The following is a 22,311-nucleotide window of genomic DNA, read 5'->3' as shown; positions in this document are numbered from 1 at the left end:
TGTGTGCGCATGTACGTACAGCAATGCACCGCCGTGCGGCTCAGACCGGGCGCGGCACGGCCACGACCCGGGAACAGGTGAGGACGAATGGCGGATGCCGTGGGCTCCATCGACACGCCTGATGCCCAGGACGAGCTGCCTGAGGCGAAGAAGAAGGCCCGCAAGGGCGGCAAGAGGGCCAAGAAGGGCCCGCTGAAGCGCCTCGCGCTCTTCTACCGCCAGATCATCGCGGAGCTCCGCAAGGTCGTCTGGCCCACGCGAAGCCAGCTGACGACGTACACGACCGTAGTGATCGTCTTCGTCGTCCTCATGATCGGCCTTGTGACCGTGATTGACTATGGACTCAGCCACGCCGCCAAGTACGTCTTCGGCTGATCCGAGAGCGAAGGGCGCCGAGGTATCCGGCGCCCCTTTCGCATGTTCCACCCCTATGTATCCAGGAAGAAGCAGCCACCGTGTCTGACCAGAACCTGAACGACGCCATCGAGCCCGACGAGGTCGACGACGAGCTCGACATCGTCGAGGGCGCGGACGAGGTGGACGAGTTCGAGGCTGCCGACGCCGAGGCGGGCGAGGCCGCGGAGGAAGCCGCGCTCCACGTCGAGGACGAGGACGAGGCCGTCTCCGCGGAGGCCGAGGACGAAGGCGAGGCCGAGGAGGAAGAGCCGGCCGAGCCCGTCGACCCCGTCGCCGCCCTGCGTGAGGAACTGCGCACCCTCCCCGGCGAGTGGTACGTGATCCACACCTACGCCGGTTACGAGAACCGCGTGAAGACCAACCTGGAGCAGCGCGCCGTCTCGCTGAACGTCGAGGACTACATCTTCCAGGCCGAGGTGCCGCAGGAAGAGGTCGTCCAGATCAAGAACGGCGACCGCAAGACGATCCGCCAGAACAAGCTTCCCGGCTACGTCCTCGTCCGTATGGACCTGACGAACGAGTCCTGGGGCGTCGTCCGCAACACCCCCGGCGTCACCGGCTTCGTGGGCAACGCCTACGACCCGTACCCGCTGACCCTGGACGAGATCGTCAAGATGCTCGCCCCGGAGGCCGAGGAGAAGGCCGCCCGCGAGGCCGCCGAGGCCGAGGGCAAGCCCGCTCCGCAGCGCAAGGTCGAGGTCCAGGTGCTGGACTTCGAGGTCGGCGACTCGGTCACCGTCACCGACGGTCCGTTCGCCACGCTGCAGGCCACGATCAACGAGATCAACGCCGACTCGAAGAAGGTCAAGGGTCTCGTCGAGATCTTCGGCCGCGAGACGCCGGTCGAGCTGAGCTTCGACCAGATCACCAAGAACTAGGTCTCACTGCTTCCGACCAGGTCAGGCGGGCTGTCAAAGCCTGTCTGACCTGCTCGGTTTTTGGCCGCGCATGGATACCCGTTATCGTTGTGCGGTATGCCTCCATCCGGATCATCCGGACCGGACGGCTGAAAAAACTCTCACTAGGACCCGGAGAGAGCAATGCCTCCCAAGAAGAAGAAGGTCACGGGGCTCATCAAGCTCCAGATCAACGCCGGTGCGGCGAACCCGGCTCCGCCGGTCGGCCCCGCGCTGGGCCAGCACGGCGTCAACATCATGGAGTTCTGCAAGGCCTACAACGCCGCGACCGAGTCGCAGCGTGGCTGGGTCATCCCGGTGGAGATCACGGTCTACGAGGACCGCTCGTTCACCTTCGTCACCAAGACCCCGCCGGCCGCCAAGATGATCCTCAAGGCCGCGGGTGTCGAGAAGGGCTCCGGCGAGCCGCACAAGACCAAGGTCGCCAAGATCACCGAGGCGCAGGTCCGCGAGATCGCCCAGACCAAGCTGCCCGACCTCAACGCCAACGACCTGGACGCCGCGTCGAAGATCATCGCCGGCACCGCCCGTTCCATGGGCATCACGGTCGAGGGCTGACCTCCACCCCCGTACCACAGCAGAAGTGTGGAAGGGCCTGCTCGGCCCGTACCACGACTCCTCAGAATCACCAGGAGCAGTAGTGAGCAAGCGCAGCAAGTCCCTCCGCGCTGCGGACGCCAAGGTCGACCGGGAGAAGCTCTACGCCCCGCTCGAGGCCGTCCGTCTCGCCAAGGAGACCTCCACCAGCAAGTTCGACGGCACCGTCGAGGTCGCCTTCCGCCTGGGTGTCGACCCGCGCAAGGCCGACCAGATGGTCCGTGGCACCGTGAACCTGCCGCACGGCACCGGCAAGACCGCCCGGGTCCTGGTCTTCGCGACCGGTGACCGTGCTGCGGCCGCAGAGGCCGCGGGCGCCGACATCGTCGGCTCCGACGAACTGATCGACGAGGTCGCGAAGGGCCGTCTGGACTTCGACGCCGTCGTCGCCACCCCGGACCTCATGGGCAAGGTCGGCCGCCTCGGCCGCGTGCTCGGTCCCCGTGGTCTGATGCCGAACCCGAAGACCGGCACCGTCACCCCCGACGTGGCCAAGGCCGTCACCGACATCAAGGGCGGCAAGATCGAGTTCCGCGTCGACAAGCACGCGAACCTGCACTTCATCATCGGCAAGACGTCCTTCGACGACTCCAAGCTGGTGGAGAACTACGGCGCGGCCCTGGAGGAGATCCTCCGTCTGAAGCCGTCCGCCGCCAAGGGTCGCTACATCAAGAAGGCCGCGATCAGCACCACGATCGGCCCCGGCATCCTGGTCGACCCGAACCGCACCCGGAACCTCCTCGTCGAGGAGGACCCGGCCGCGGTCTGAACCTGACGGTTCCCTTTCGGTCGGCGACGAGCCCCGCAACCTTTCGAGGTGCGGGGCTCGTCCCTTTGGTCGTACGCCATTAATCCCGTACGGCTGTCAGTGTCGTGCGTTAGCGTGCATTCACAGGATTCTCATGGGGGTGGGGCGAAATGAAGCGCACGTTCGTGCGGACGGCGGGCCTTTCCATCGCGGCGATGAGCCTGCTGGCGGGGGTCACGGCCTGCAGCTCGGGAAGCTCCGGCGGGTCAGGCGGCTCCGGTGGCTCCGGCGGGGACTCGAGCCCCCGGTTCGACCCCATCGCCGCCCTGCGCAGCGCGGAGAAGTCCACGGACGGCGCCGATTCCGCGAAGGTCGAGTCCACCACCACCATGGGCTCGGTGATGTCGATGACCGCCGACGGCGCCCTCGCCTGGGGCGACGGTCTCACCGGCAACCTCACCATCACGTACACCGGCGGCACCATGGCCGACACCATGCGCCAGATGGGCAGCGCGTCGATGGAGGCCCGCTATCTGCCGGACGCCTACTACGCCCGGATGGGCGACACCTTCGCCGAGCAGTCCGGCGGCAAGCACTGGATCAAGTACGCGTACGACGACCTGGAGACCCTCGGGGGCAGCAGCGGGGCGTATCTGAAGGACCAGATGCAGAACACCACCCCGAACCAGTCGGTGAAGCTCCTGCTGGCCTCAGGGGACGTGCGCAAGGTCGGCGAGGAGAAGGTGCGGGGACAGCGGACCACGCACTACTCGGGGACGGTCGAGGTGGCCGACCTCGCGGAGAAGAACTCCAGCCTCAGCCAGAGCCAGCTCGACGACCTGAAGAAGCAGCTGGAGCAGGCCGGCGTCACCACCGAGACCGTCGACATCTGGGTCGACGACCAGGACCTGCTGGTCAAGAAGGTCGAGAAGGGCGACACGACGGCGGGCGCGTACAGCCAGACGGCGTACTACAGCGACTACGGCACCGAGGTCGCGGTCGAGGAGCCTCCCGCGAGCGACACGGCCGACTTCACCGAGCTGATGCAGCAGCAGTCGGCGGGCTGACCTTCCGACATCCACGGGGTCCGGGGGGACCCCTGTCCAAGGGGGACACATGAACAGACGTCGCAAGACCGCCGCGGCCGCCGCCACGGGGCTGCTGCTCACGGGCGCCGCGGCGTGCGGGAGCCAGGGCAGGGGCGCGTCGGACGGCGTGCGGCGGTCCGCCGCCCAGGTGCTCACGGCCGCCTACGAGAAGACGGCCGAGGCCAGGTCCGCCCGGGTCACCATGACGATGTCCGCACCCGCCGCCCTGGAGGACGGCGGGGACATGAAGATGTCCGGGATCATGGGCTGGGACCCCACCGTCATGGACGTCACGATGGAGGGCTCGGCCCTCGCGTCGGACGCCGACGCCCCCGAGCGCGTCCGGATGATCGTCCGCGACAACGTGATGTACACGGACATGGGCGCCGAGGCGTCGGCCGAGATGGACGGCAAGCGCTGGATGAAGCTGGACATGGCCGCCATGGCGAAGGCCGCCGGCGACGAGGCCCTGCGCAAGCAGATGACCTCCGGCCTGGAGAACATGAACCAGGACCCGGCCGAGCAGCTGGCCATGCTGCTCGACTCGCCCAACCTGAAGCAGGTGGGCAGCGAGAAGATCGGCGGCGTCGAGGCCCGGCACTACAAGGGCACGCTGACCGTGAAGGAGATGCTGGACTCGGGCGACTCGCTGGACGTCCTCGAGGCCGACGAGCGGGCCGAGGTCCTGAAGGAGATCGAGAAGGCCGGCGTCGAGGGCTACGACACCGACGTCTGGGTCAACGACGACGATCTGCCGGTGCGCATGGACGTCGCCATGGCGACCCCCGAGGGTGACGTCGAGATCAGCATGAGCTTCTCCGACTACGGCACCGAGGCCGAGGTCGAGGTGCCGCCGGCCGACGAGACCTTCGACATGGCCGAGATGTTCAAGGAGCTCCAGGACGGCGGCTTCGCCGAGGACGGCACCGGCGACCCGGCGCCGGCCGAGGAGCTCGCCGACCTGGGCGATCTCGACCTGGAGGGGCTGGAGACCGCCCCCGCCCTCTGAGGGGCCGGGCGGCCCCTACGGGCGGATTTGCCTGACGGCGCCGGGGTCCCGTACTCTCCTACCGAAGCCAAAGACCGCTGGTCGTTGCTGTGCGCTCGCGAGAGGGTGCGGCGGCCGAAGGATCCGCTTGATGAGCGGACGACCCGCGCAGGTGACAGTGGAAGTGCTCCCGGACCGGAATCCGCCCACGGAATTCGTTCGGTCGAGCTACGCCCCGTGCGCCTGCGCCGGGGCGTTTCGTTTGTCCCGCCCCTTCCGAGCGGTCCTCTATCACCCGGAAAGGAGGCCGACGCTCTATGGCAAGGCCCGACAAGGCTGCCGCGGTGGCCGAGCTCACGGAGCAGTTCCGTAGCTCGAACGCCGCCGTGCTGACCGAGTACCGGGGTCTCACCGTGGCGCAGCTCAAGACGCTGCGTCGTTCGCTCGGTGAGAACGCCCAGTACGCCGTGGTGAAGAACACGCTGACCAAGATTGCGGCCAACGAGGCCGGGATCTCCTCGCTCGACGACCTGTTCAACGGTCCGACGGCGGTCGCCTTCGTCACCGGTGACCCGGTGGAGTCGGCGAAGGGTCTTCGTGACTTCGCCAAGGACAACCCGAACCTCGTCATCAAGGGCGGTGTCCTTGACGGCAAGGCGATGTCCGCCGACGAGATCAAGAAGCTTGCGGACCTCGAGTCCCGCGAGGTTCTGCTCGCCAAGCTGGCGGGCGCCTTCAAGGGCAAGCAGACTCAGGCTGCTCAGGTCTTCCAGGCGCTCCCGTCGAAGCTCGTCCGCACCGTGGACGCGCTTCGCGCCAAGCAGGACGAGCAGGGCGGTGCCGAGTAACTCGGCTCGCGAAATGACCGCAGCCTGAGGCAGTCCGCCTGAGGCGAGGTCGTAGCGGGCCGAACGTACGCCCGCCAGACATGTACATCCGGCACCAGCCGAATTAGTGGAAGGATCGCCCACCATGGCGAAGCTCAGCCAGGAAGACCTGCTCGCGCAGTTCGAGGAGATGACCCTCATCGAGCTCTCCGAGTTCGTGAAGGCGTTCGAGGAGAAGTTCGACGTCACCGCCGCCGCGGCCGTCGCCGTCGCCGGTCCGGCCGTCCCGGGCGCCCCGGTCGACGCTGTCGAGGAGAAGGACGAGTTCGACGTCATCCTCACCGGCGCCGGCGACAAGAAGATCCAGGTCATCAAGGTCGTGCGTGAGCTGACCTCCCTGGGTCTGAAGGAGGCCAAGGACCTCGTGGACGGCGCCCCGAAGCCCGTTCTCGAGAAGGTCGCCAAGGACGCCGCCGAGAAGGCCGCCGAGTCCCTCAAGGGCGCCGGCGCCTCCGTCGAGGTCAAGTAACACCTTCGCGGCCGCCCACGGCCGCAGCGTTGGCTGAAACAGTTCCCTCGGGGCTGTAACGCCCGCGCACCGAAGAGCGATCATCCATCCGGGTGGTCGCTCTTCGTCGTTCTCGGGGGTGCGGCCGCGGTTGCCTTGCACCTGCGCAAGCGGGGGGTATGGTGATCTTCGTCGTGTCTCCGGGCTCCGAGTTCGGGCATGGGGGGCCTTGACGAACCGCACGCAGCGCGCAATTCTCAGGACGCGTCGTCACAACGATCCGAGTTCCGAGGCATGGATCGACGACGAAGAGGGCAGTATCACCGTGCGTTGAGGGCTAGCAGACCGAGGGCGTTGAGAACAACGAGGGTCGCGAAAAACCCGCACTGGACATCAGTGTGCCAAGTGGCTACACTGACCCTTTGCGCTGCCTGTTAGCTGTCCCCTGCCCGTCACCAGGGGCATGCCCTCGCCCTAGCATCGACGACAGAACCTCCCCACCTGGGATTTCTGTCTCCGTGCGTGGAAGAGGGGCCGGTACGCGCGTAGTGAGTCCGAGCCCTCGGAAGGACCCCCTCTTGGCCGCCTCGCGCAACGCCTCGACCGCGAATACGAACAACGGCGCCAGCACCGCCCCGCTGCGCATCTCCTTTGCAAAGATCAAGGAGCCTCTCGAGGTTCCGAACCTGCTCGCGCTGCAGACCGAGAGCTTTGACTGGCTGCTCGGCAACACCGCCTGGCAGAGTCGGGTCGAGGAGGCTCTGGAGAACGGTCAGGACGTCCCCACCAAGTCCGGCCTCGAGGAGATCTTCGAGGAGATCTCCCCGATCGAGGACTTCTCCGGGTCGATGTCGCTGACTTTCCGCGACCACCGTTTCGAGCCGCCCAAGAACAGCATCGACGAGTGCAAGGAACGCGACTTCACGTACGCGGCTCCGCTGTTCGTGACGGCCGAGTTCACCAACAACGAGACCGGCGAGATCAAGTCCCAGACCGTCTTCATGGGTGACTTCCCGCTCATGACGAACAAGGGCACCTTCGTCATCAACGGCACCGAGCGTGTCGTGGTGTCGCAGCTGGTCCGTTCGCCGGGTGTGTACTTCGACTCCTCGATCGACAAGACGTCCGACAAGGACATCTTCTCCGCCAAGATCATCCCGTCCCGGGGTGCCTGGCTGGAGATGGAGATCGACAAGCGCGACATGGTCGGTGTCCGCATCGACCGCAAGCGCAAGCAGTCGGTGACCGTCCTCCTGAAGGCGCTCGGCTGGACGACCGAGCAGATCCTCGAGGAGTTCGGCGAGTACGAGTCCATGCGCGCCACCCTGGAGAAGGACCACACCCAGGGCCAGGACGACGCGCTGCTCGACATCTACCGCAAGCTCCGTCCGGGCGAGCCCCCGACGCGTGAGGCCGCGCAGACGCTGCTCGAGAACCTCTACTTCAACCCCAAGCGCTACGACCTCGCCAAGGTCGGCCGCTACAAGGTCAACAAGAAGCTGGCCGCGGACGCGCCGCTGGACGCAGGCATCCTGACCGTCGAGGACATCATCGCGACGATCAAGTACCTGGTGAAGCTGCACGCCGGCGAGACCGAGACGGTCGGCGACAGCGGTGACACGATCGTCGTCGAGACCGACGACATCGACCACTTCGGCAACCGTCGTCTGCGCAGCGTCGGCGAGCTCATCCAGAACCAGGTCCGCACCGGTCTGGCTCGTATGGAGCGCGTCGTGCGTGAGCGCATGACGACCCAGGACGTCGAGGCGATCACGCCGCAGACCCTGATCAACATCCGGCCGGTCGTCGCCTCCATCAAGGAGTTCTTCGGCACCAGCCAGCTGTCGCAGTTCATGGACCAGAACAACCCGCTGTCGGGTCTCACCCACAAGCGCCGTCTGTCGGCTCTTGGCCCGGGTGGTCTCTCCCGTGAGCGGGCCGGCTTCGAGGTCCGTGACGTGCACCCCTCGCACTACGGCCGCATGTGCCCGATCGAGACGCCCGAAGGCCCGAACATCGGTCTGATCGGCTCGCTCGCCTCCTACGGCCGCGTCAACGCGTTCGGTTTCGTGGAGACGCCGTACCGCAAGGTCGTCGACGGCGTCGTCACCGACGAGGTCGACTACCTGACGGCCGACGAAGAGGACCGCTTCGTCATCGCGCAGGCCAACGCCACGCTCGACGACGAACTGCGCTTCACCGAGAACCGCGTCCTGGTCCGCCGCCGTGGCGGCGAGGTCGACTACGTCCCCGGTGACGACGTGGACTACATGGACGTCTCGCCGCGCCAGATGGTGTCGGTCGCGACCGCCATGATCCCGTTCCTCGAGCACGACGACGCCAACCGTGCCCTCATGGGCGCGAACATGATGCGCCAGGCCGTGCCGCTCATCAAGAGCGAGTCCCCGCTCGTCGGCACCGGCATGGAGTACCGCTCCGCCGTCGACGCCGGCGACGTGGTCAAGGCCGAGAAGGCGGGTGTGGTCCAGGAGGTCTCCGCGGACTACATCACCACGGCCAACGACGACGGCACCTACATCACCTACCGGCTGGCCAAGTTCGCCCGCTCCAACCAGGGCACCTCGGTCAACCAGAAGGTCATCGTCAACGAGGGCGACCGGATCATCGAGGGCCAGGTCCTCGCCGACGGTCCGGCCACCCAGAACGGCGAGATGGCCCTCGGCAAGAACCTGCTCGTGGCGTTCATGCCGTGGGAGGGTCACAACTACGAGGACGCGATCATCCTGTCGCAGCGCCTCGTGCAGGACGACGTCCTCTCCTCGATCCACATCGAGGAGCACGAGGTCGACGCCCGTGACACCAAGCTCGGCCCCGAGGAGATCACCCGGGACATCCCGAACGTCTCCGAGGAGGTCCTCGCCGACCTCGACGAGCGCGGCATCATCCGCATCGGTGCCGAGGTCATCGCCGGTGACATCCTCGTCGGCAAGGTCACCCCGAAGGGTGAGACCGAGCTGACGCCGGAGGAGCGCCTGCTGCGCGCGATCTTCGGTGAGAAGGCCCGTGAGGTCCGTGACACCTCGCTGAAGGTGCCGCACGGCGAGACCGGCAAGGTCATCGGTGTGCGCGTCTTCGACCGCGAGGAGGGCGACGAGCTGCCGCCCGGCGTCAACCAGCTGGTCCGTGTGTATGTTGCGCAGAAGCGCAAGATCACCGACGGTGACAAGCTCGCCGGCCGCCACGGCAACAAGGGTGTCATCTCCAAGATCCTGCCCATCGAGGACATGCCGTTCCTCGAGGACGGGACCCCGGTCGACATCATCCTCAACCCGCTCGGTGTGCCGTCCCGGATGAACCCGGGACAGGTCCTGGAGATCCACCTCGGCTGGCTCGCCAGCCGCGGCTGGGACGTCTCCGGCCTCGCCGACGAGTGGGCGCAGCGCCTCCAGGCCATCGGTGCCGACCAGGTCGCCCCGGGCACCAACGTCGCCACCCCGGTCTTCGACGGCGCCCGTGAGGACGAGCTCGCGGGTCTGCTGCAGCACACCATCCCGAACCGCGACGGCGAGCGCATGGTGCTCCCGTCCGGCAAGGCGCGGCTGTTCGACGGCCGTAGCGGTGAGCCGTTCCCGGACCCGATCTCGGTCGGCTACATGTACATCCTGAAGCTGCACCACCTGGTCGACGACAAGCTGCACGCCCGCTCGACCGGCCCGTACTCGATGATCACCCAGCAGCCGCTGGGTGGTAAGGCCCAGTTCGGTGGCCAGCGGTTCGGTGAGATGGAGGTGTGGGCCCTCGAGGCCTACGGCGCCGCGTACGCCCTCCAGGAGCTGCTGACCATCAAGTCCGACGACGTCACCGGCCGCGTGAAGGTCTACGAGGCCATCGTCAAGGGCGAGAACATCCCCGAGCCCGGCATCCCCGAGTCCTTCAAGGTGCTCATCAAGGAGATGCAGTCGCTCTGCCTGAACGTGGAGGTGCTGTCCAGCGACGGTATGTCCATCGAGATGCGTGACACCGACGAGGACGTCTTCCGCGCTGCGGAGGAGCTCGGCATCGACCTGTCCCGGCGCGAGCCGAGCAGCGTCGAAGAGGTCTGACGGGAGTCCGGCGGACCTTGACCCACCAAGGTCCGCCGGCCCCGGGACCCCCGTTTCAGACCCCAAGACTTACAACCCTGAGAGGGATTGACGCATAGTGCTCGACGTCAACTTCTTCGACGAGCTCCGGATCGGTCTGGCCACCGCTGACGACATCCGTCAGTGGAGCCACGGCGAGGTCAAGAAGCCCGAGACCATCAACTACCGCACCCTCAAGCCCGAGAAGGACGGACTCTTCTGCGAGAAGATCTTCGGTCCGACCCGGGACTGGGAGTGCTACTGCGGCAAGTACAAGCGCGTCCGCTTCAAGGGCATCATCTGCGAGCGCTGCGGCGTCGAGGTCACCCGTGCCAAGGTGCGCCGTGAGCGGATGGGCCACATCGAGCTCGCCGCGCCCGTCACGCACATCTGGTACTTCAAGGGTGTCCCGAGCCGGCTGGGCTACCTGCTGGACCTGGCTCCCAAGGACCTCGAGAAGGTCATCTACTTCGCGGCGTACATGATCACGTACGTCGACGAGGAGCGCCGTACGCGTGACCTGCCCTCCCTGGAGGCGCATGTCTCCGTCGAGCGGCAGCAGATCGAGAACCGCCGGGACGCCGACCTGGAGGCCCGCGCCAAGAAGCTCGAGGCCGACCTGGCCGAGCTCGAGGCCGAGGGCGCCAAGGCCGATGTGCGCCGCAAGGTGCGCGAAGGCGCCGAGCGCGAGATGAAGCAGCTGCGCGACCGCTCCCAGCGCGAGATCGACCGTCTCGACGAGGTGTGGACCCGCTTCAAGAACCTCAAGGTCCAGGACCTCGAGGGCGACGAACTGCTCTACCGCGAGCTGCGCGACCGCTTCGGCACGTACTTCGACGGTTCGATGGGTGCCGCGGCGCTGCAGAAGCGCCTGGAGTCCTTCGACCTCGACGAGGAGGCCGAGAAGCTCCGCGAGATCATCCGTACCGGCAAGGGCCAGAAGAAGACCCGTGCGCTCAAGCGCCTGAAGGTCGTCTCCGCGTTCCTGCAGACCAGCAACAGCCCCAAGGGCATGGTGCTCGACTGCGTGCCGGTCATCCCGCCGGACCTGCGTCCGATGGTGCAGCTGGACGGTGGCCGCTTCGCGACCTCCGACCTGAACGACCTGTACCGCCGTGTGATCAACCGCAACAACCGTCTGAAGAGGCTCCTCGACCTCGGCGCGCCCGAGATCATCGTCAACAACGAGAAGCGCATGCTTCAGGAGGCCGTTGACGCCCTCTTCGACAACGGTCGTCGCGGCCGCCCGGTGACGGGCCCCGGCAACCGTCCGCTGAAGTCCCTCAGCGACATGCTGAAGGGCAAGCAGGGCCGTTTCCGTCAGAACCTGCTCGGCAAGCGTGTCGACTACTCGGCGCGTTCCGTGATCGTCGTCGGTCCGCAGCTGAAGCTGCACCAGTGCGGTCTGCCGAAGGCGATGGCGCTGGAGCTCTTCAAGCCGTTCGTGATGAAGCGCCTGGTCGACCTGAACCACGCGCAGAACATCAAGAGCGCCAAGCGCATGGTCGAGCGCGGCCGCACCGTGGTGTACGACGTCCTCGAAGAGGTCATCGCCGAGCACCCGGTGCTGCTGAACCGTGCGCCCACCCTGCACCGCCTCGGCATCCAGGCCTTCGAGCCGCAGCTGGTCGAGGGCAAGGCCATCCAGATCCACCCGCTCGTCTGCACCGCGTTCAACGCGGACTTCGACGGTGACCAGATGGCCGTGCACCTGCCGCTCTCCGCGGAGGCGCAGGCCGAGGCCCGCATCCTGATGCTGTCCTCGAACAACATCCTCAAGCCCGCCGACGGCCGTCCGGTGACGATGCCGACCCAGGACATGGTCCTCGGTCTGTTCTTCCTCACCACCGACGGCGAGCTGCGCGACACCAAGGGCGAGGGCCGTTCCTTCGGCTCCACGGCCGAGGCGATCATGGCGTTCGACGCCGGCGAGCTGGCGCTGCAGTCGACGATCGACATCCGCTTCCCGGTGGGCACCATCCCGCCGCGCGGCTGGACCCCGCCGGCGCAGGAGGAGGGCGAGCCCGAGTGGCAGCAGGGGGACACGTTCCGCCTGCGCACCACTCTGGGCCGTGCGCTCTTCAACGAGCTGCTGCCCGAGGACTACCCGTTCGTCGACTACTCGGTGGGCAAGAAGCAGCTCTCCGAGATCGTCAACGACCTGGCCGAGCGCTACCCCAAGGTCATCGTGGCGGCGACGCTCGACAACCTGAAGGCGGCCGGCTTCTACTGGGCGACCCGTTCCGGTGTCACCGTGGCCATCTCCGACGTCGTCGTTCCCGAGGCGAAGAAGGAGATCGTCCGCGGCTACGAGGCGCAGGACGAGAAGGTCCAGAAGCAGTACGAGCGCGGTCTGATCACCAAGGAAGAGCGCACGCAGGAGCTCATCGCGATCTGGACCAAGGCGACCAACGAGGTCGCCGAGGCGATGAACGAGAACTTCCCCAAGACGAACCCCATCTTCATGATGGTTGACTCGGGTGCCCGAGGAAACATGATGCAGATGCGGCAGATCGCCGGTATGCGTGGTCTGGTGTCGAACGCGAAGAACGAGACCATCCCGCGTCCGATCAAGGCGTCCTTCCGTGAGGGCCTCTCCGTGCTGGAGTACTTCATCTCCACGCACGGTGCCCGTAAGGGTCTGGCGGACACCGCCCTGCGTACCGCCGACTCGGGTTACCTGACCCGTCGTCTGGTGGACGTCTCGCAGGACGTCATCATCCGCGAGGAGGACTGCGGCACCGAGCGCGGCCTCAAGCTGGCGATCGCCGAGCGCGGCGACGACGGCGTGCTGCGCAAGACGGGCAACGTCGAGACGTCCGTGTACGCGCGCTGCCTCGCCGAGGACATCGTGGTCGACGGCAAGGTGCTGGCCCCGGCCGGTACCGACCTCGGCGACGTGCTCATCGACGAGCTCGTCAAGCACGGCGTCGAGACGGTCAAGACCCGCTCGGTCCTGACCTGCGAGTCCGCCGTCGGCACCTGCGCCATGTGCTACGGCCGCTCGCTGGCCACCGGCAAGCTGGTCGACATCGGTGAGGCGGTCGGCATCATCGCCGCCCAGTCCATCGGTGAGCCCGGTACCCAGCTGACGATGCGTACCTTCCACACCGGTGGTGTGGCCGGTGACGACATCACCCAGGGTCTGCCGCGTGTCGTCGAGCTCTTCGAGGCCCGTACCCCGAAGGGTGTCGCCCCGATCTCCGAGGCCTCCGGCCGCGTGCGGATCGAGGAGACCGAGAAGACCAAGAAGATCGTCATCACGCCGGACGACGGCAGCGACGAGACGGCGTACCCGATCTCGAAGCGTGCCCGGCTCCTGGTCAGCGAGGGCGAGCACGTCGAGGTGGGCCAGAAGCTCACCGTGGGTGCCACCAACCCGCACGACGTGCTGCGCATCCTGGGCCAGCGTGCCGTCCAGGTCCACCTGGTCGGCGAGGTCCAGAAGGTCTACAACTCGCAGGGTGTGTCGATCCACGACAAGCACATCGAGATCATCATCCGGCAGATGCTGCGCCGTGTGACGATCATCGAGTCCGGCGACGCCGAGCTGCTGCCCGGCGAGCTGGTCGAGCGCTCGAAGTTCGAGACCGAGAACCGTCGTGTGGTCCAGGAGGGCGGTCACCCGGCCTCCGGTCGTCCGCAGCTCATGGGTATCACCAAGGCCTCGCTGGCCACGGAGTCCTGGCTGTCGGCGGCGTCCTTCCAGGAGACGACCAGGGTCCTCACGGACGCGGCGATCAACGCCAAGTCCGACTCCCTGATCGGCCTCAAGGAGAACGTCATCATCGGTAAGCTCATCCCGGCCGGTACGGGTCTGTCCCGCTACCGCAACATCCGGGTCGAGCCGACCGAGGAGGCGAAGGCCGCGATGTACTCGGCTGTCGGCTACGACGACATCGACTACTCGCCGTTCGGCACGGGCTCCGGCCAGGCCGTCCCGCTGGAGGACTACGACTACGGTCCGTACAACCAGTAACCGACCGAAAGGGCGGTCACCCCGTTGCACACGGGGTGACCGCCTTTCGGCATGCCCGGCGGGCGTCCGCCCGTCTGACCGATGACCTCATGTCCGGCTGAGAACCGTGACCCGCGCCGGCCGGGGAACCGTGGGCAGCCACGGCGCGTTGATGGATGATGGAGACATTCAGCCGTCCGGGGGGAGGTGCCCGTGTCCTATCCGTCACCATGGCAGCCGCAGGGGCAGGTGCCGAGCGGAGCCTCGATGCTCGCGTCCCATGCCGACCGCGAGCGCGCCGTGGACGTGCTCAGGGCCGGCTTCAGTGAGGGACGCCTGCAGCAGGACGAGTTCACCAAGCGCGTCGAGCGCGCGTACCAGGCCCGTACGGTCGGCGAGCTGCAACTCGTCGTGTCCGATCTGCCGCAGGGGCCCATGGCCGTCCAGCCGGCCCTCGGCCCGCCCCCGGGTTTCGGCCCGCCCGTCCCGCGTACGTTCCTGCCCGCCCCGCCGCCGCCCACGAACGGCAAGGCGGTCGGCTCCATGGTCTGCGGGGTGCTCACCACGATGACCGCCGGGCTCACCGGCCTGCCCGCCGTGATCCTCGGCCACAAGGCCCGCGCCGAGATCCGCCGCACCGGCGAGGGTGGCGACGGGTTCGCCATCGCGGGCCTCGTCCTGGGCTGGCTCTCCGTGGCGGGCTGGGCGTTCTTCGTGATGGTCCTCGTCCTGGCGGGGATCTCCTCCTCCGGCTGACCGCCCCGCACCCGCCGCCGGGCCGCGCGCCGCCCCGCACCCGCCGCCGGGCCGCGCGCCGCCCCGCACCCGCCGCCGGGCCGCGCGCCGCCCCGCACCCGCCGCCCGGCCGCGCGATGCCCGGCCGTGCGATGCCCCGCACCCGCCGCCCGGCACCCGCCGCCCGGCCGCGCGCCGCCCCGCACCCGCCGCCCCGCTGCGCGATGCCCGGCCGCGCGATGCCCGGCACCCGCCGCCCGGCCGTGCGATGCCCGGCACCCGCCGCCCGGCCGCGCGTCGCCCGGCTGCGCGCCGCCCGGCCGCGCGTCGCCCGGCCGCGCGATGCCCGGCCGGGCCGCGCTACGGAATGCCCAGTTCGAAGATCACGTAGTGCGCGTACCAGCCGGACGCGATCGACGCCGTGGCGAAGAACACGGCCAGGCTCGGCCACTTCAGCCGGCTCATCGCCGCCGCGGGGGCCAGCAGGAGCGGGAACACGGGAAGCAGGTACCGCCCCGTGTTGCCGAACATCTGCTGCGTCCCCAGCACGGTGACGATCGACGCCAGCGCGTACGCGACCAGCACCAGCGGCGGCTTCCTGCGCAGCATCAGCGCCACCAGGAAGGGCAGTGCCAGCACGATCTGGACGCCCAGCAGATCGGGCACGGCGAAGGCGAACAGGTACTGGTTGTGGCCGACCGCCGTGTTGCCGAGGACGTCCAGCGTGTACGCGCCGAAGTCGAAGTAGTGCGCCCACCCCTCGCGCTGGAGCGTGAAGTAGGCGGTGAGGTCGCCCATGCTCAGCCCCACCCAGGCGATGTAGGTGAGCAGCCCCAGCGGTGCGGCGAGCATCGCGTACACCGGGCCTGCGACGCCGTGCTCACGCCTGCTCTCCCGCCGCGCCAGCGTCACGATCGCGGCGAGCCCCACGGCCCCTATGAGCGCGGCGGACGTCGGCCGGTTCAGTCCCGCCAGGAAGGCGAGCATCCCGGCCGCCACCCACCGCCGCCTCATCACGCAGTAGCAGCACCAGGAAGCGATCGCGACGAACACCGACTCCGAGTAGACCGCCCACTCCACGCCGGCGCCCGGCACCACGGCCCACAGCCCGGCCGCGATCGTGCCCGCCCGCACCCCCGCGAGCGTCGAGATCACGGCGTAGATCCCGGCCGCCGCCACGAAGGAGGCCAGGACGGACACCAGGATCGCGGACCCGTACAGGCCGAGGCCGGTGACCTCGGACACTCCCCTGATCAGCCCGGGGTAGAGGGGGAAGAACGCCACCGAGTTCTGCTTGACGGTGAAGAGACCGCCGGGCGCGAGCCGCTCCAGCGGCCGGGGGTCGTACCCCTTCTCCGCGACCTGGAGGTACCACCAGCCGTCCCAGGTGGCGAGGACGTCCCACCAGTGGGTGCCGCCGCCGAAGCGGGGGTTCTTCTTCTGGTAGTCGTCGGCCCACTCCAGCAGCCAGGCGAAGACGGTCAGACCGACCAGCTTCGTCACGCCGTACAGGAGCAGCGGAGAGAGGTACGGTCGTAGACCGTCCGGCAGAGCGAGCCGGCGGCCCTGCTGCGGCCGGTCCCGGTCTTCGGGTATGGCGGAGTCCGTCGCCGCGTCGCTGCGGGCCGTGCTCATGACTGGGGTCCCCCCTGGGTCGATCGCCGGACCCCGGGCGCAGCCGCTGTCCGGTTGATCGTGAAGCGTGGTCATAAGATCGCACCAGCGTCGCACATGTGCGCCACAGGTGAGGGGAGGGCGCGTGACGGAGACGTCGAACACCGTGGCCGGGGCGGCCGTCCTGTCGGTCGTCATACCCATGTACAACGAGGAAGAGGTCCTTCCGGCGCTGGTCAGCAGACTGCGCCCGGTCCTCGCCGGTCTCGGCGCGGCGTACGAGGTCGTCGCCGTCGACGACGGGTCCACCGACCGCACCGCCGAGCTGCTCGCCGCCTTCCGTCTGGGCTGGCCGGAACTGCGGATCATCGGCCTGCGCCGCAACTCCGGCCACCAGGCCGCCCTCACCGCCGGCCTGGACCGCGCCCGCGGCGCCTACGTCGTCAGCATCGACGCCGACCTCCAGGACCCGCCCGAGAAGATCCCCGAGATGCTGGAGCTGGCCCGCGCCGAGCACCTCGACATCGTCTACGGCATCCGCGCCGACCGCGCCAGCGACACCGGCTTCAAGCGGTGGACGGCGGGGCTGTACTACCGGCTCGTGCGGCGGCTGGCCGGACCGTCCGTGCCCGCCCAGGCCGGCGACTTCCGGTTGCTCAGCAGGGCCGCCGTGGACGCCCTCAAGGCGCTTCCCGACCAGCAGCGCGTCTACCGGCTCCTGGTGCCCTGGCTCGGCTTCCCCAGCGGGCAGGTGAGGTACGAGCGCGCCCCGCGTCCGGCCGGGCAGAGCAAGTACCCGCTGGGCCGCATGATCCGCCTGGCCGTCGACAGCGTCACAGGATTCTCCGCCGCCCCGCTGCGCATCGCCACCTGGCTCGGCGGTTTCGCCTTCCTGGTCTGTCTGGCGCTGATGGCGTACACCCTGAGCGCCCACGCCTTCGACCACACGGTCCCGGGCTGGACCTCGCTCTTCACCGGCGTGCTGTTCATCGGCGCGGTCCAGCTGATCTGCGTGGGCCTGCTCGGCGAATACGTCGGCCGTATCTACACGGCCGTGCAGAACCGTCCGACGTACTTCGTCGGCCACGACACCGCGGCCGGGCATCAGGAGGCGGCGGCGGGGGACCCGGGAACCCCGGAGGCGAAGGGCGCGGAAACCCCCGTACCACACCAGCGGTCGGGTTCGCGAACGTAACCGCCGCATGTCGGACGTACTGCTTCTGTTTTGACCGGAGTGATTGCGCTGGGTACGCTCAGACCTTGTGCCTGGGGTGTGCCCTGGCCCTCGTGCGTGCCATCACACCGCACCGGGGCAAAGAGCGGCCACCGTGATCCGTGCTTTCTTTCTGCCTCGCGGCGGAAGTCCGCGGGATCCGACACACCCGACCGCGTGGGTCGGCGATGTTCCAGGTTAGCTGTACCCATCGGCACACAGAAACCGGAGAAGTAGTGCCTACGATCCAGCAGCTGGTCCGTAAGGGCCGGCAGGACAAGGTCGAGAAGAACAAGACGCCCGCACTCGAGGGTTCCCCTCAGCGTCGTGGCGTCTGCACGCGTGTGTTCACGACCACCCCGAAGAAGCCGAACTCGGCCCTGCGTAAGGTCGCGCGTGTGCGTCTGACCAGCGGGATCGAGGTCACCGCTTACATTCCGGGTGAGGGACACAACCTGCAGGAGCACTCCATCGTGCTCGTGCGCGGCGGCCGTGTGAAGGACCTGCCGGGTGTTCGCTACAAGATCATCCGCGGTTCGCTCGACACCCAGGGTGTCAAGAACCGCAAGCAGGCTCGCAGCCGTTACGGCGCCAAGAAGGAGAAGTAAGAATGCCTCGTAAGGGCCCCGCCCCGAAGCGCCCGGTCATCATCGACCCGGTTTACGGCTCCCCTCTGGTGACCTCCCTGATCAACAAGGTGCTGCTGAACGGCAAGCGCTCGACTGCCGAGCGGATCGTTTACGGCGCCATGGAGGGCCTGCGCGACAAGACCGGCAACGACCCGGTCATCACGCTGAAGCGCGCTCTCGAGAACATCAAGCCGACCATCGAGGTCAAGTCCCGCCGTGTCGGTGGCGCCACCTACCAGGTCCCGGTCGAGGTCAAGCCCGGCCGTGCCAACACCCTGGCGCTGCGCTGGCTCGTCGGTTACTCCCGCGCCCGTCGCGAGAAGACCATGACCGAGCGTCTGCTGAACGAGCTCCTCGACGCGTCCAACGGCCTCGGTGCCGCTGTGAAGAAGCGCGAGGACACGCACAAGATGGCCGAGTCCAACAAGGCCTTCGCGCACTACCGCTGGTAGTCGCAGTCCACATCGAGACCGAGAGAAGACTGAAGCCTTATGGCTACCACTTCGCTTGACCTGGCCAAGGTGCGCAACATCGGCATCATGGCCCACATCGACGCGGGCAAGACGACCACCACCGAGCGGATCCTGTTCTACACCGGCGTTTCGTACAAGATCGGTGAGGTCCACGACGGCGCTGCCACCATGGACTGGATGGAGCAGGAGCAGGAGCGTGGCATCACGATCACCTCTGCTGCCACCACCTGTCACTGGCCGCTGGAAGACGTCGACCACACCATCAACATCATCGACACGCCGGGCCACGTCGACTTCACCGTCGAGGTGGAGCGGTCGCTGCGCGTGCTCGACGGTGCCGTGACGGTGTTCGACGGCGTCGCCGGCGTCGAGCCCCAGTCCGAGACGGTGTGGCGTCAGGCGGACCGCTACGGCGTTCCGCGCATCTGCTTCGTCAACAAGCTCGACCGCACCGGTGCCGAGTTCCACCGCTGCGTCGACATGATCGTCGACCGCCTGGGCGCGCAGCCGATCGTGATGCAGCTCCCCATCGGTGCCGAGGCCGACTTCCAGGGTGTCGTGGACCTGGTCCGCATGAAGGCCCTGGTCTGGTCCGCCGAGGCGACCAAGGGCGAGATGTACGACGTCGTCGACATCCCGGCCACCCACACCGAGGCGGCCGAGGAGTGGCGCGGCAAGCTGCTCGAGGCCGTCGCGGAGAACGACGAGGAGCTCATGGAGCTGTACCTCGAGGGCACCGAGCCCACCGAGGAGCAGCTCTACGCGGCGATCCGTCGGATCACCATCGCGTCCGGCAAGGGCGGCGGCACCACCGTCACCCCCGTGTTCTGCGGTACCGCGTTCAAGAACAAGGGCGTTCAGCCCCTGCTCGACGCGGTCGTGCGCTACCTGCCGTCGCCGGTCGACATCGAGGCCATCGAGGGCCACGACGTCAAGGACCCGGAGACGGTCGTCAAGCGCAAGCCGTCCGACGACGAGCCGCTGTCGGCGCTGGCGTTCAAGATCATGAGCGACCCGCACCTCGGCAAGCTCACCTTCGTGCGCGTGTACTCCGGCCGCCTCGAGTCCGGCACCGCCGTGCTCAACTCGGTCAAGGGCCGCAAGGAGCGCATCGGCAAGATCTACCGTATGCACGCCAACAAGCGTGAGGAGATCGAGTCGGTGGGCGCCGGCGACATCGTCGCCGTCATGGGCCTGAAGCAGACCACCACCGGTGAGACGCTCTGCGACGACAAGAACCCGGTGATCCTGGAGTCCATGGACTTCCCGGCCCCGGTCATCCAGGTCGCCATCGAGCCCAAGTCGAAGGGCGACCAGGAGAAGCTGGGCATCGCGATCCAGCGCCTGGCCGAGGAGGACCCGTCCTTCCAGGTCCACTCGGACGAGGAGACCGGCCAGACCATCATCGGCGGCATGGGCGAGCTGCACCTCGAGGTGCTGGTCGACCGTATGCGCCGTGAGTTCAAGGTCGAGGCCAACGTCGGCAAGCCGCAGGTCGCGTACCGCGAGACGATCCGCAAGGCCGTCGAGAAGGTCGAGTACACCCACAAGAAGCAGACGGGTGGTACCGGCCAGTTCGCGCGCGTCATCATCGGCATCGAGCCGATCGAGGGCGGCGACACGTCGTACGAGTTCGTCAACAAGGTCACTGGTGGCCGTGTGCCGAAGGAGTACATCCCCTCGGTCGACGCCGGTGCGCAGGAGGCCATGCAGTTCGGCATCCTCGCCGGTTACGAGATGACCGGTGTGCGTGTGACGCTGATCGACGGCGCCTACCACGAGGTCGACTCCTCCGAGCTCGCCTTCAAGATCGCCGGCTCGCAGGCCTTCAAGGAGGCCGCGCGCAAGGCCAGCCCCGTGCTGCTCGAGCCGATGATGGCCGTCGAGGTCACCACGCCCGAGGACTACATGGGCGAGGTCATCGGCGACATCAACTCCCGCCGTGGCCAGATCCAGGCCATGGAGGAGCGGGCCGGTGCCCGCGTCGTCAAGGGTCTTGTGCCCCTGTCGGAGATGTTCGGCTACGTCGGAGACCTCCGCAGCAAGACCTCGGGTCGCGCAAGCTACTCGATGCAGTTCGACTCCTACGCCGAGGTTCCGCGGAACGTCGCCGAGGAGATCATCGCGAAGGCCAAGGGCGAGTAACACACTCCGTTCACACGCCGTAGGCTTGACTCCGGAGCCTCCAGGGGCATTCATCCGCGTTCGTTCTCGTTCGCGGGGTTTGCCCCGGGGCCCGGGACTTAACAGCAAAGATCACCTGGCGCCGATGAAGTAAGGCGTACAGAACCACTCCACAGGAGGACCCCAGTGGCGAAGGCGAAGTTCGAGCGGACTAAGCCGCACGTCAACATCGGCACCATCGGTCACATCGACCACGGTAAGACGACCCTCACGGCCGCCATTACCAAGGTGCTGCACGACGCGTACCCGGACCTGAACGAGGCCACCCCGTTCGACAACATCGACAAGGCGCCCGAGGAGCGTCAGCGCGGTATCACCATCTCCATCGCGCACGTCGAGTACCAGACCGAGGCGCGTCACTACGCCCACGTCGACTGCCCGGGTCACGCGGACTACATCAAGAACATGATCACCGGTGCCGCGCAGATGGACGGCGCGATCCTGGTGGTCGCCGCCACCGACGGCCCGATGCCGCAGACCAAGGAGCACGTGCTCCTGGCCCGCCAGGTCGGCGTTCCGTACATCGTCGTCGCCCTGAACAAGGCCGACATGGTGGACGACGAGGAGATCCTGGAGCTCGTCGAGCTCGAGGTCCGTGAGCTCCTCTCCGAGTACGAGTTCCCGGGCGACGACCTGCCGGTCGTGCGCGTCTCGGCGCTGAAGGCGCTCGAGGGCGACGCCCAGTGGACCCAGTCGGTCCTGGACCTCATGAACGCTGTCGACACCTCCATCCCGGAGCCCGAGCGTGACGTCGACAAGCCGTTCCTGATGCCGATCGAGGACGTCTTCACCATCACCGGTCGCGGTACGGTCGTCACCGGCCGTATCGAGCGTGGTGTCCTCAAGGTCAACGAGACCGTCGACATCATCGGCATCAAGACCGAGAAGACCACCACCACGGTCACCGGCATCGAGATGTTCCGCAAGCTGCTCGACGAGGGCCAGGCCGGTGAGAACGTCGGTCTGCTGCTCCGCGGCATCAAGCGCGAGGACGTCGAGCGCGGCCAGGTCATCATCAAGCCGGGCTCGGTCACCCCGCACACCGAGTTCGAGGCCCAGGCCTACATCCTGTCGAAGGACGAGGGTGGTCGCCACACCCCGTTCTTCAACAACTACCGTCCGCAGTTCTACTTCCGTACGACGGACGTGACCGGCGTCGTGACCCTCCCCGAGGGCACCGAGATGGTCATGCCGGGTGACAACACCGAGATGAAGGTGGAGCTCATCCAGCCCGTCGCCATGGAAGAGGGCCTGAAGTTCGCCATCCGTGAGGGTGGCCGGACGGTCGGCGCCGGCCAGGTCACCAAGATCACGAAGTGATCCTGCGCCTGAC

General features: G+C 67.5%; 17 protein-coding genes. 16 read left to right on the top strand and 1 reads right to left on the bottom strand.

All coding sequences use genetic code 11. The features are described from left to right. The first annotated feature begins 87 nt into the window (after window positions 1–87). The 11 genes from secE to ACFY30_RS03600 all read left to right on the top strand — a co-directional run bounded on the left by secE (window position 88) and on the right by ACFY30_RS03600 (window position 14,886). A complete protein-coding gene (secE, locus tag ACFY30_RS03650) occupies window positions 88–375 on the top strand; it encodes a preprotein translocase subunit SecE (RefSeq protein WP_390658110.1) in 288 nt (95 codons plus the stop codon). 80 nt (window positions 376–455) lie between these two features. After that, on the top strand, window positions 456–1,295 hold the full coding sequence (gene nusG / locus ACFY30_RS03645; RefSeq protein WP_390843500.1) for a transcription termination/antitermination protein NusG: 840 nt from the start codon (window positions 456–458) through the stop codon (window positions 1,293–1,295). Window positions 1,296–1,457: 162 nt separating this feature from the next. Beyond that, entirely contained in the window at window positions 1,458–1,892 is a 435-nt protein-coding gene (gene rplK, locus ACFY30_RS03640; protein WP_037858373.1) for a 50S ribosomal protein L11, read from the top strand. An 82-nt stretch (window positions 1,893–1,974) separates the two neighbouring features. Further along, the gene (rplA, locus tag ACFY30_RS03635; RefSeq protein WP_390843499.1) at window positions 1,975–2,700 is read left to right on the top strand and encodes a 50S ribosomal protein L1; all 726 of its coding nucleotides are present in this window, start codon (window positions 1,975–1,977) and stop codon (window positions 2,698–2,700) included. A 149-nt stretch (window positions 2,701–2,849) separates the two neighbouring features. Continuing rightward, a complete protein-coding gene (locus ACFY30_RS03630; protein ID WP_390843498.1) occupies window positions 2,850–3,746 on the top strand; it encodes a hypothetical protein in 897 nt (298 codons plus the stop codon). 49 nt (window positions 3,747–3,795) lie between these two features. Further along, window positions 3,796–4,776: a hypothetical protein gene (locus ACFY30_RS03625; protein ID WP_390843497.1), complete on the top strand. Its 981-nt coding sequence runs from the start codon at window positions 3,796–3,798 to the stop codon at window positions 4,774–4,776. Between the two features lie 296 nt (window positions 4,777–5,072). Continuing rightward, window positions 5,073–5,603, top strand: a complete 531-nt coding sequence (rplJ, locus tag ACFY30_RS03620; protein WP_390843496.1) for a 50S ribosomal protein L10 — start codon at window positions 5,073–5,075, stop codon at window positions 5,601–5,603. 124 nt (window positions 5,604–5,727) lie between these two features. Next, window positions 5,728–6,111, top strand: a complete 384-nt coding sequence (rplL, locus tag ACFY30_RS03615) for a 50S ribosomal protein L7/L12 (protein ID WP_390843495.1) — start codon at window positions 5,728–5,730, stop codon at window positions 6,109–6,111. Between the two features lie 557 nt (window positions 6,112–6,668). Continuing rightward, window positions 6,669–10,154 (top strand): DNA-directed RNA polymerase subunit beta, encoded by a 3,486-nt coding sequence (rpoB, locus tag ACFY30_RS03610; RefSeq protein WP_390843494.1) that lies wholly within the window; start codon window positions 6,669–6,671, stop codon window positions 10,152–10,154. A gap of 97 nt (window positions 10,155–10,251) precedes the next feature. Further along, a complete protein-coding gene (locus ACFY30_RS03605) occupies window positions 10,252–14,151 on the top strand; it encodes a DNA-directed RNA polymerase subunit beta' (protein ID WP_390843493.1) in 3,900 nt (1,299 codons plus the stop codon). 246 nt (window positions 14,152–14,397) lie between these two features. Beyond that, on the top strand, window positions 14,398–14,886 hold the full coding sequence (locus ACFY30_RS03600) for a DUF1707 and DUF4190 domain-containing protein (protein ID WP_390843492.1): 489 nt from the start codon (window positions 14,398–14,400) through the stop codon (window positions 14,884–14,886). Window positions 14,887–15,225: 339 nt separating this feature from the next. Here the strand turns inward: ACFY30_RS03600 and ACFY30_RS03595 are convergent, their stop codons facing one another. Continuing rightward, a complete protein-coding gene (locus ACFY30_RS03595) occupies window positions 15,226–16,500 on the bottom strand; it encodes a hypothetical protein (protein WP_390843491.1) in 1,275 nt (424 codons plus the stop codon). A 124-nt stretch (window positions 16,501–16,624) separates the two neighbouring features. Between ACFY30_RS03595 and ACFY30_RS03590 the strand changes: the two genes are divergently transcribed. From ACFY30_RS03590 to tuf, 5 genes are all read left to right on the top strand, one after another. Further along, window positions 16,625–17,674: a glycosyltransferase family 2 protein gene (locus ACFY30_RS03590; RefSeq protein ID WP_390843490.1), complete on the top strand. Its 1,050-nt coding sequence runs from the start codon at window positions 16,625–16,627 to the stop codon at window positions 17,672–17,674. A 254-nt stretch (window positions 17,675–17,928) separates the two neighbouring features. Then, entirely contained in the window at window positions 17,929–18,300 is a 372-nt protein-coding gene (rpsL, locus tag ACFY30_RS03585) for a 30S ribosomal protein S12 (protein ID WP_003948652.1), read from the top strand. Window positions 18,301–18,302: 2 nt separating this feature from the next. After that, complete coding sequence (rpsG, locus tag ACFY30_RS03580) at window positions 18,303–18,773, top strand: 30S ribosomal protein S7 (RefSeq protein ID WP_168371942.1); 471 nt, start codon at window positions 18,303–18,305, stop codon at window positions 18,771–18,773. Between the two features lie 39 nt (window positions 18,774–18,812). Then, window positions 18,813–20,939 carry an elongation factor G gene (gene fusA / locus ACFY30_RS03575; RefSeq protein ID WP_390843489.1) on the top strand — a complete coding sequence of 709 codons (2,127 nt, stop codon included), beginning with the start codon at window positions 18,813–18,815 and terminating at the stop codon, window positions 20,937–20,939. A 165-nt stretch (window positions 20,940–21,104) separates the two neighbouring features. After that, window positions 21,105–22,298: an elongation factor Tu gene (tuf, locus tag ACFY30_RS03570; protein WP_390658122.1), complete on the top strand. Its 1,194-nt coding sequence runs from the start codon at window positions 21,105–21,107 to the stop codon at window positions 22,296–22,298. Window positions 22,299–22,311 lie beyond the last annotated feature (13 nt).

This window comes from Streptomyces sp. NPDC000345, from assembly GCF_042898825.1.
In the GTDB taxonomy this organism is placed as follows: domain Bacteria; phylum Actinomycetota; class Actinomycetes; order Streptomycetales; family Streptomycetaceae; genus Streptomyces.
Note: the sequence above shows the minus strand (reverse complement) of the source record. Positions and strands in the feature narration are given on the sequence as shown.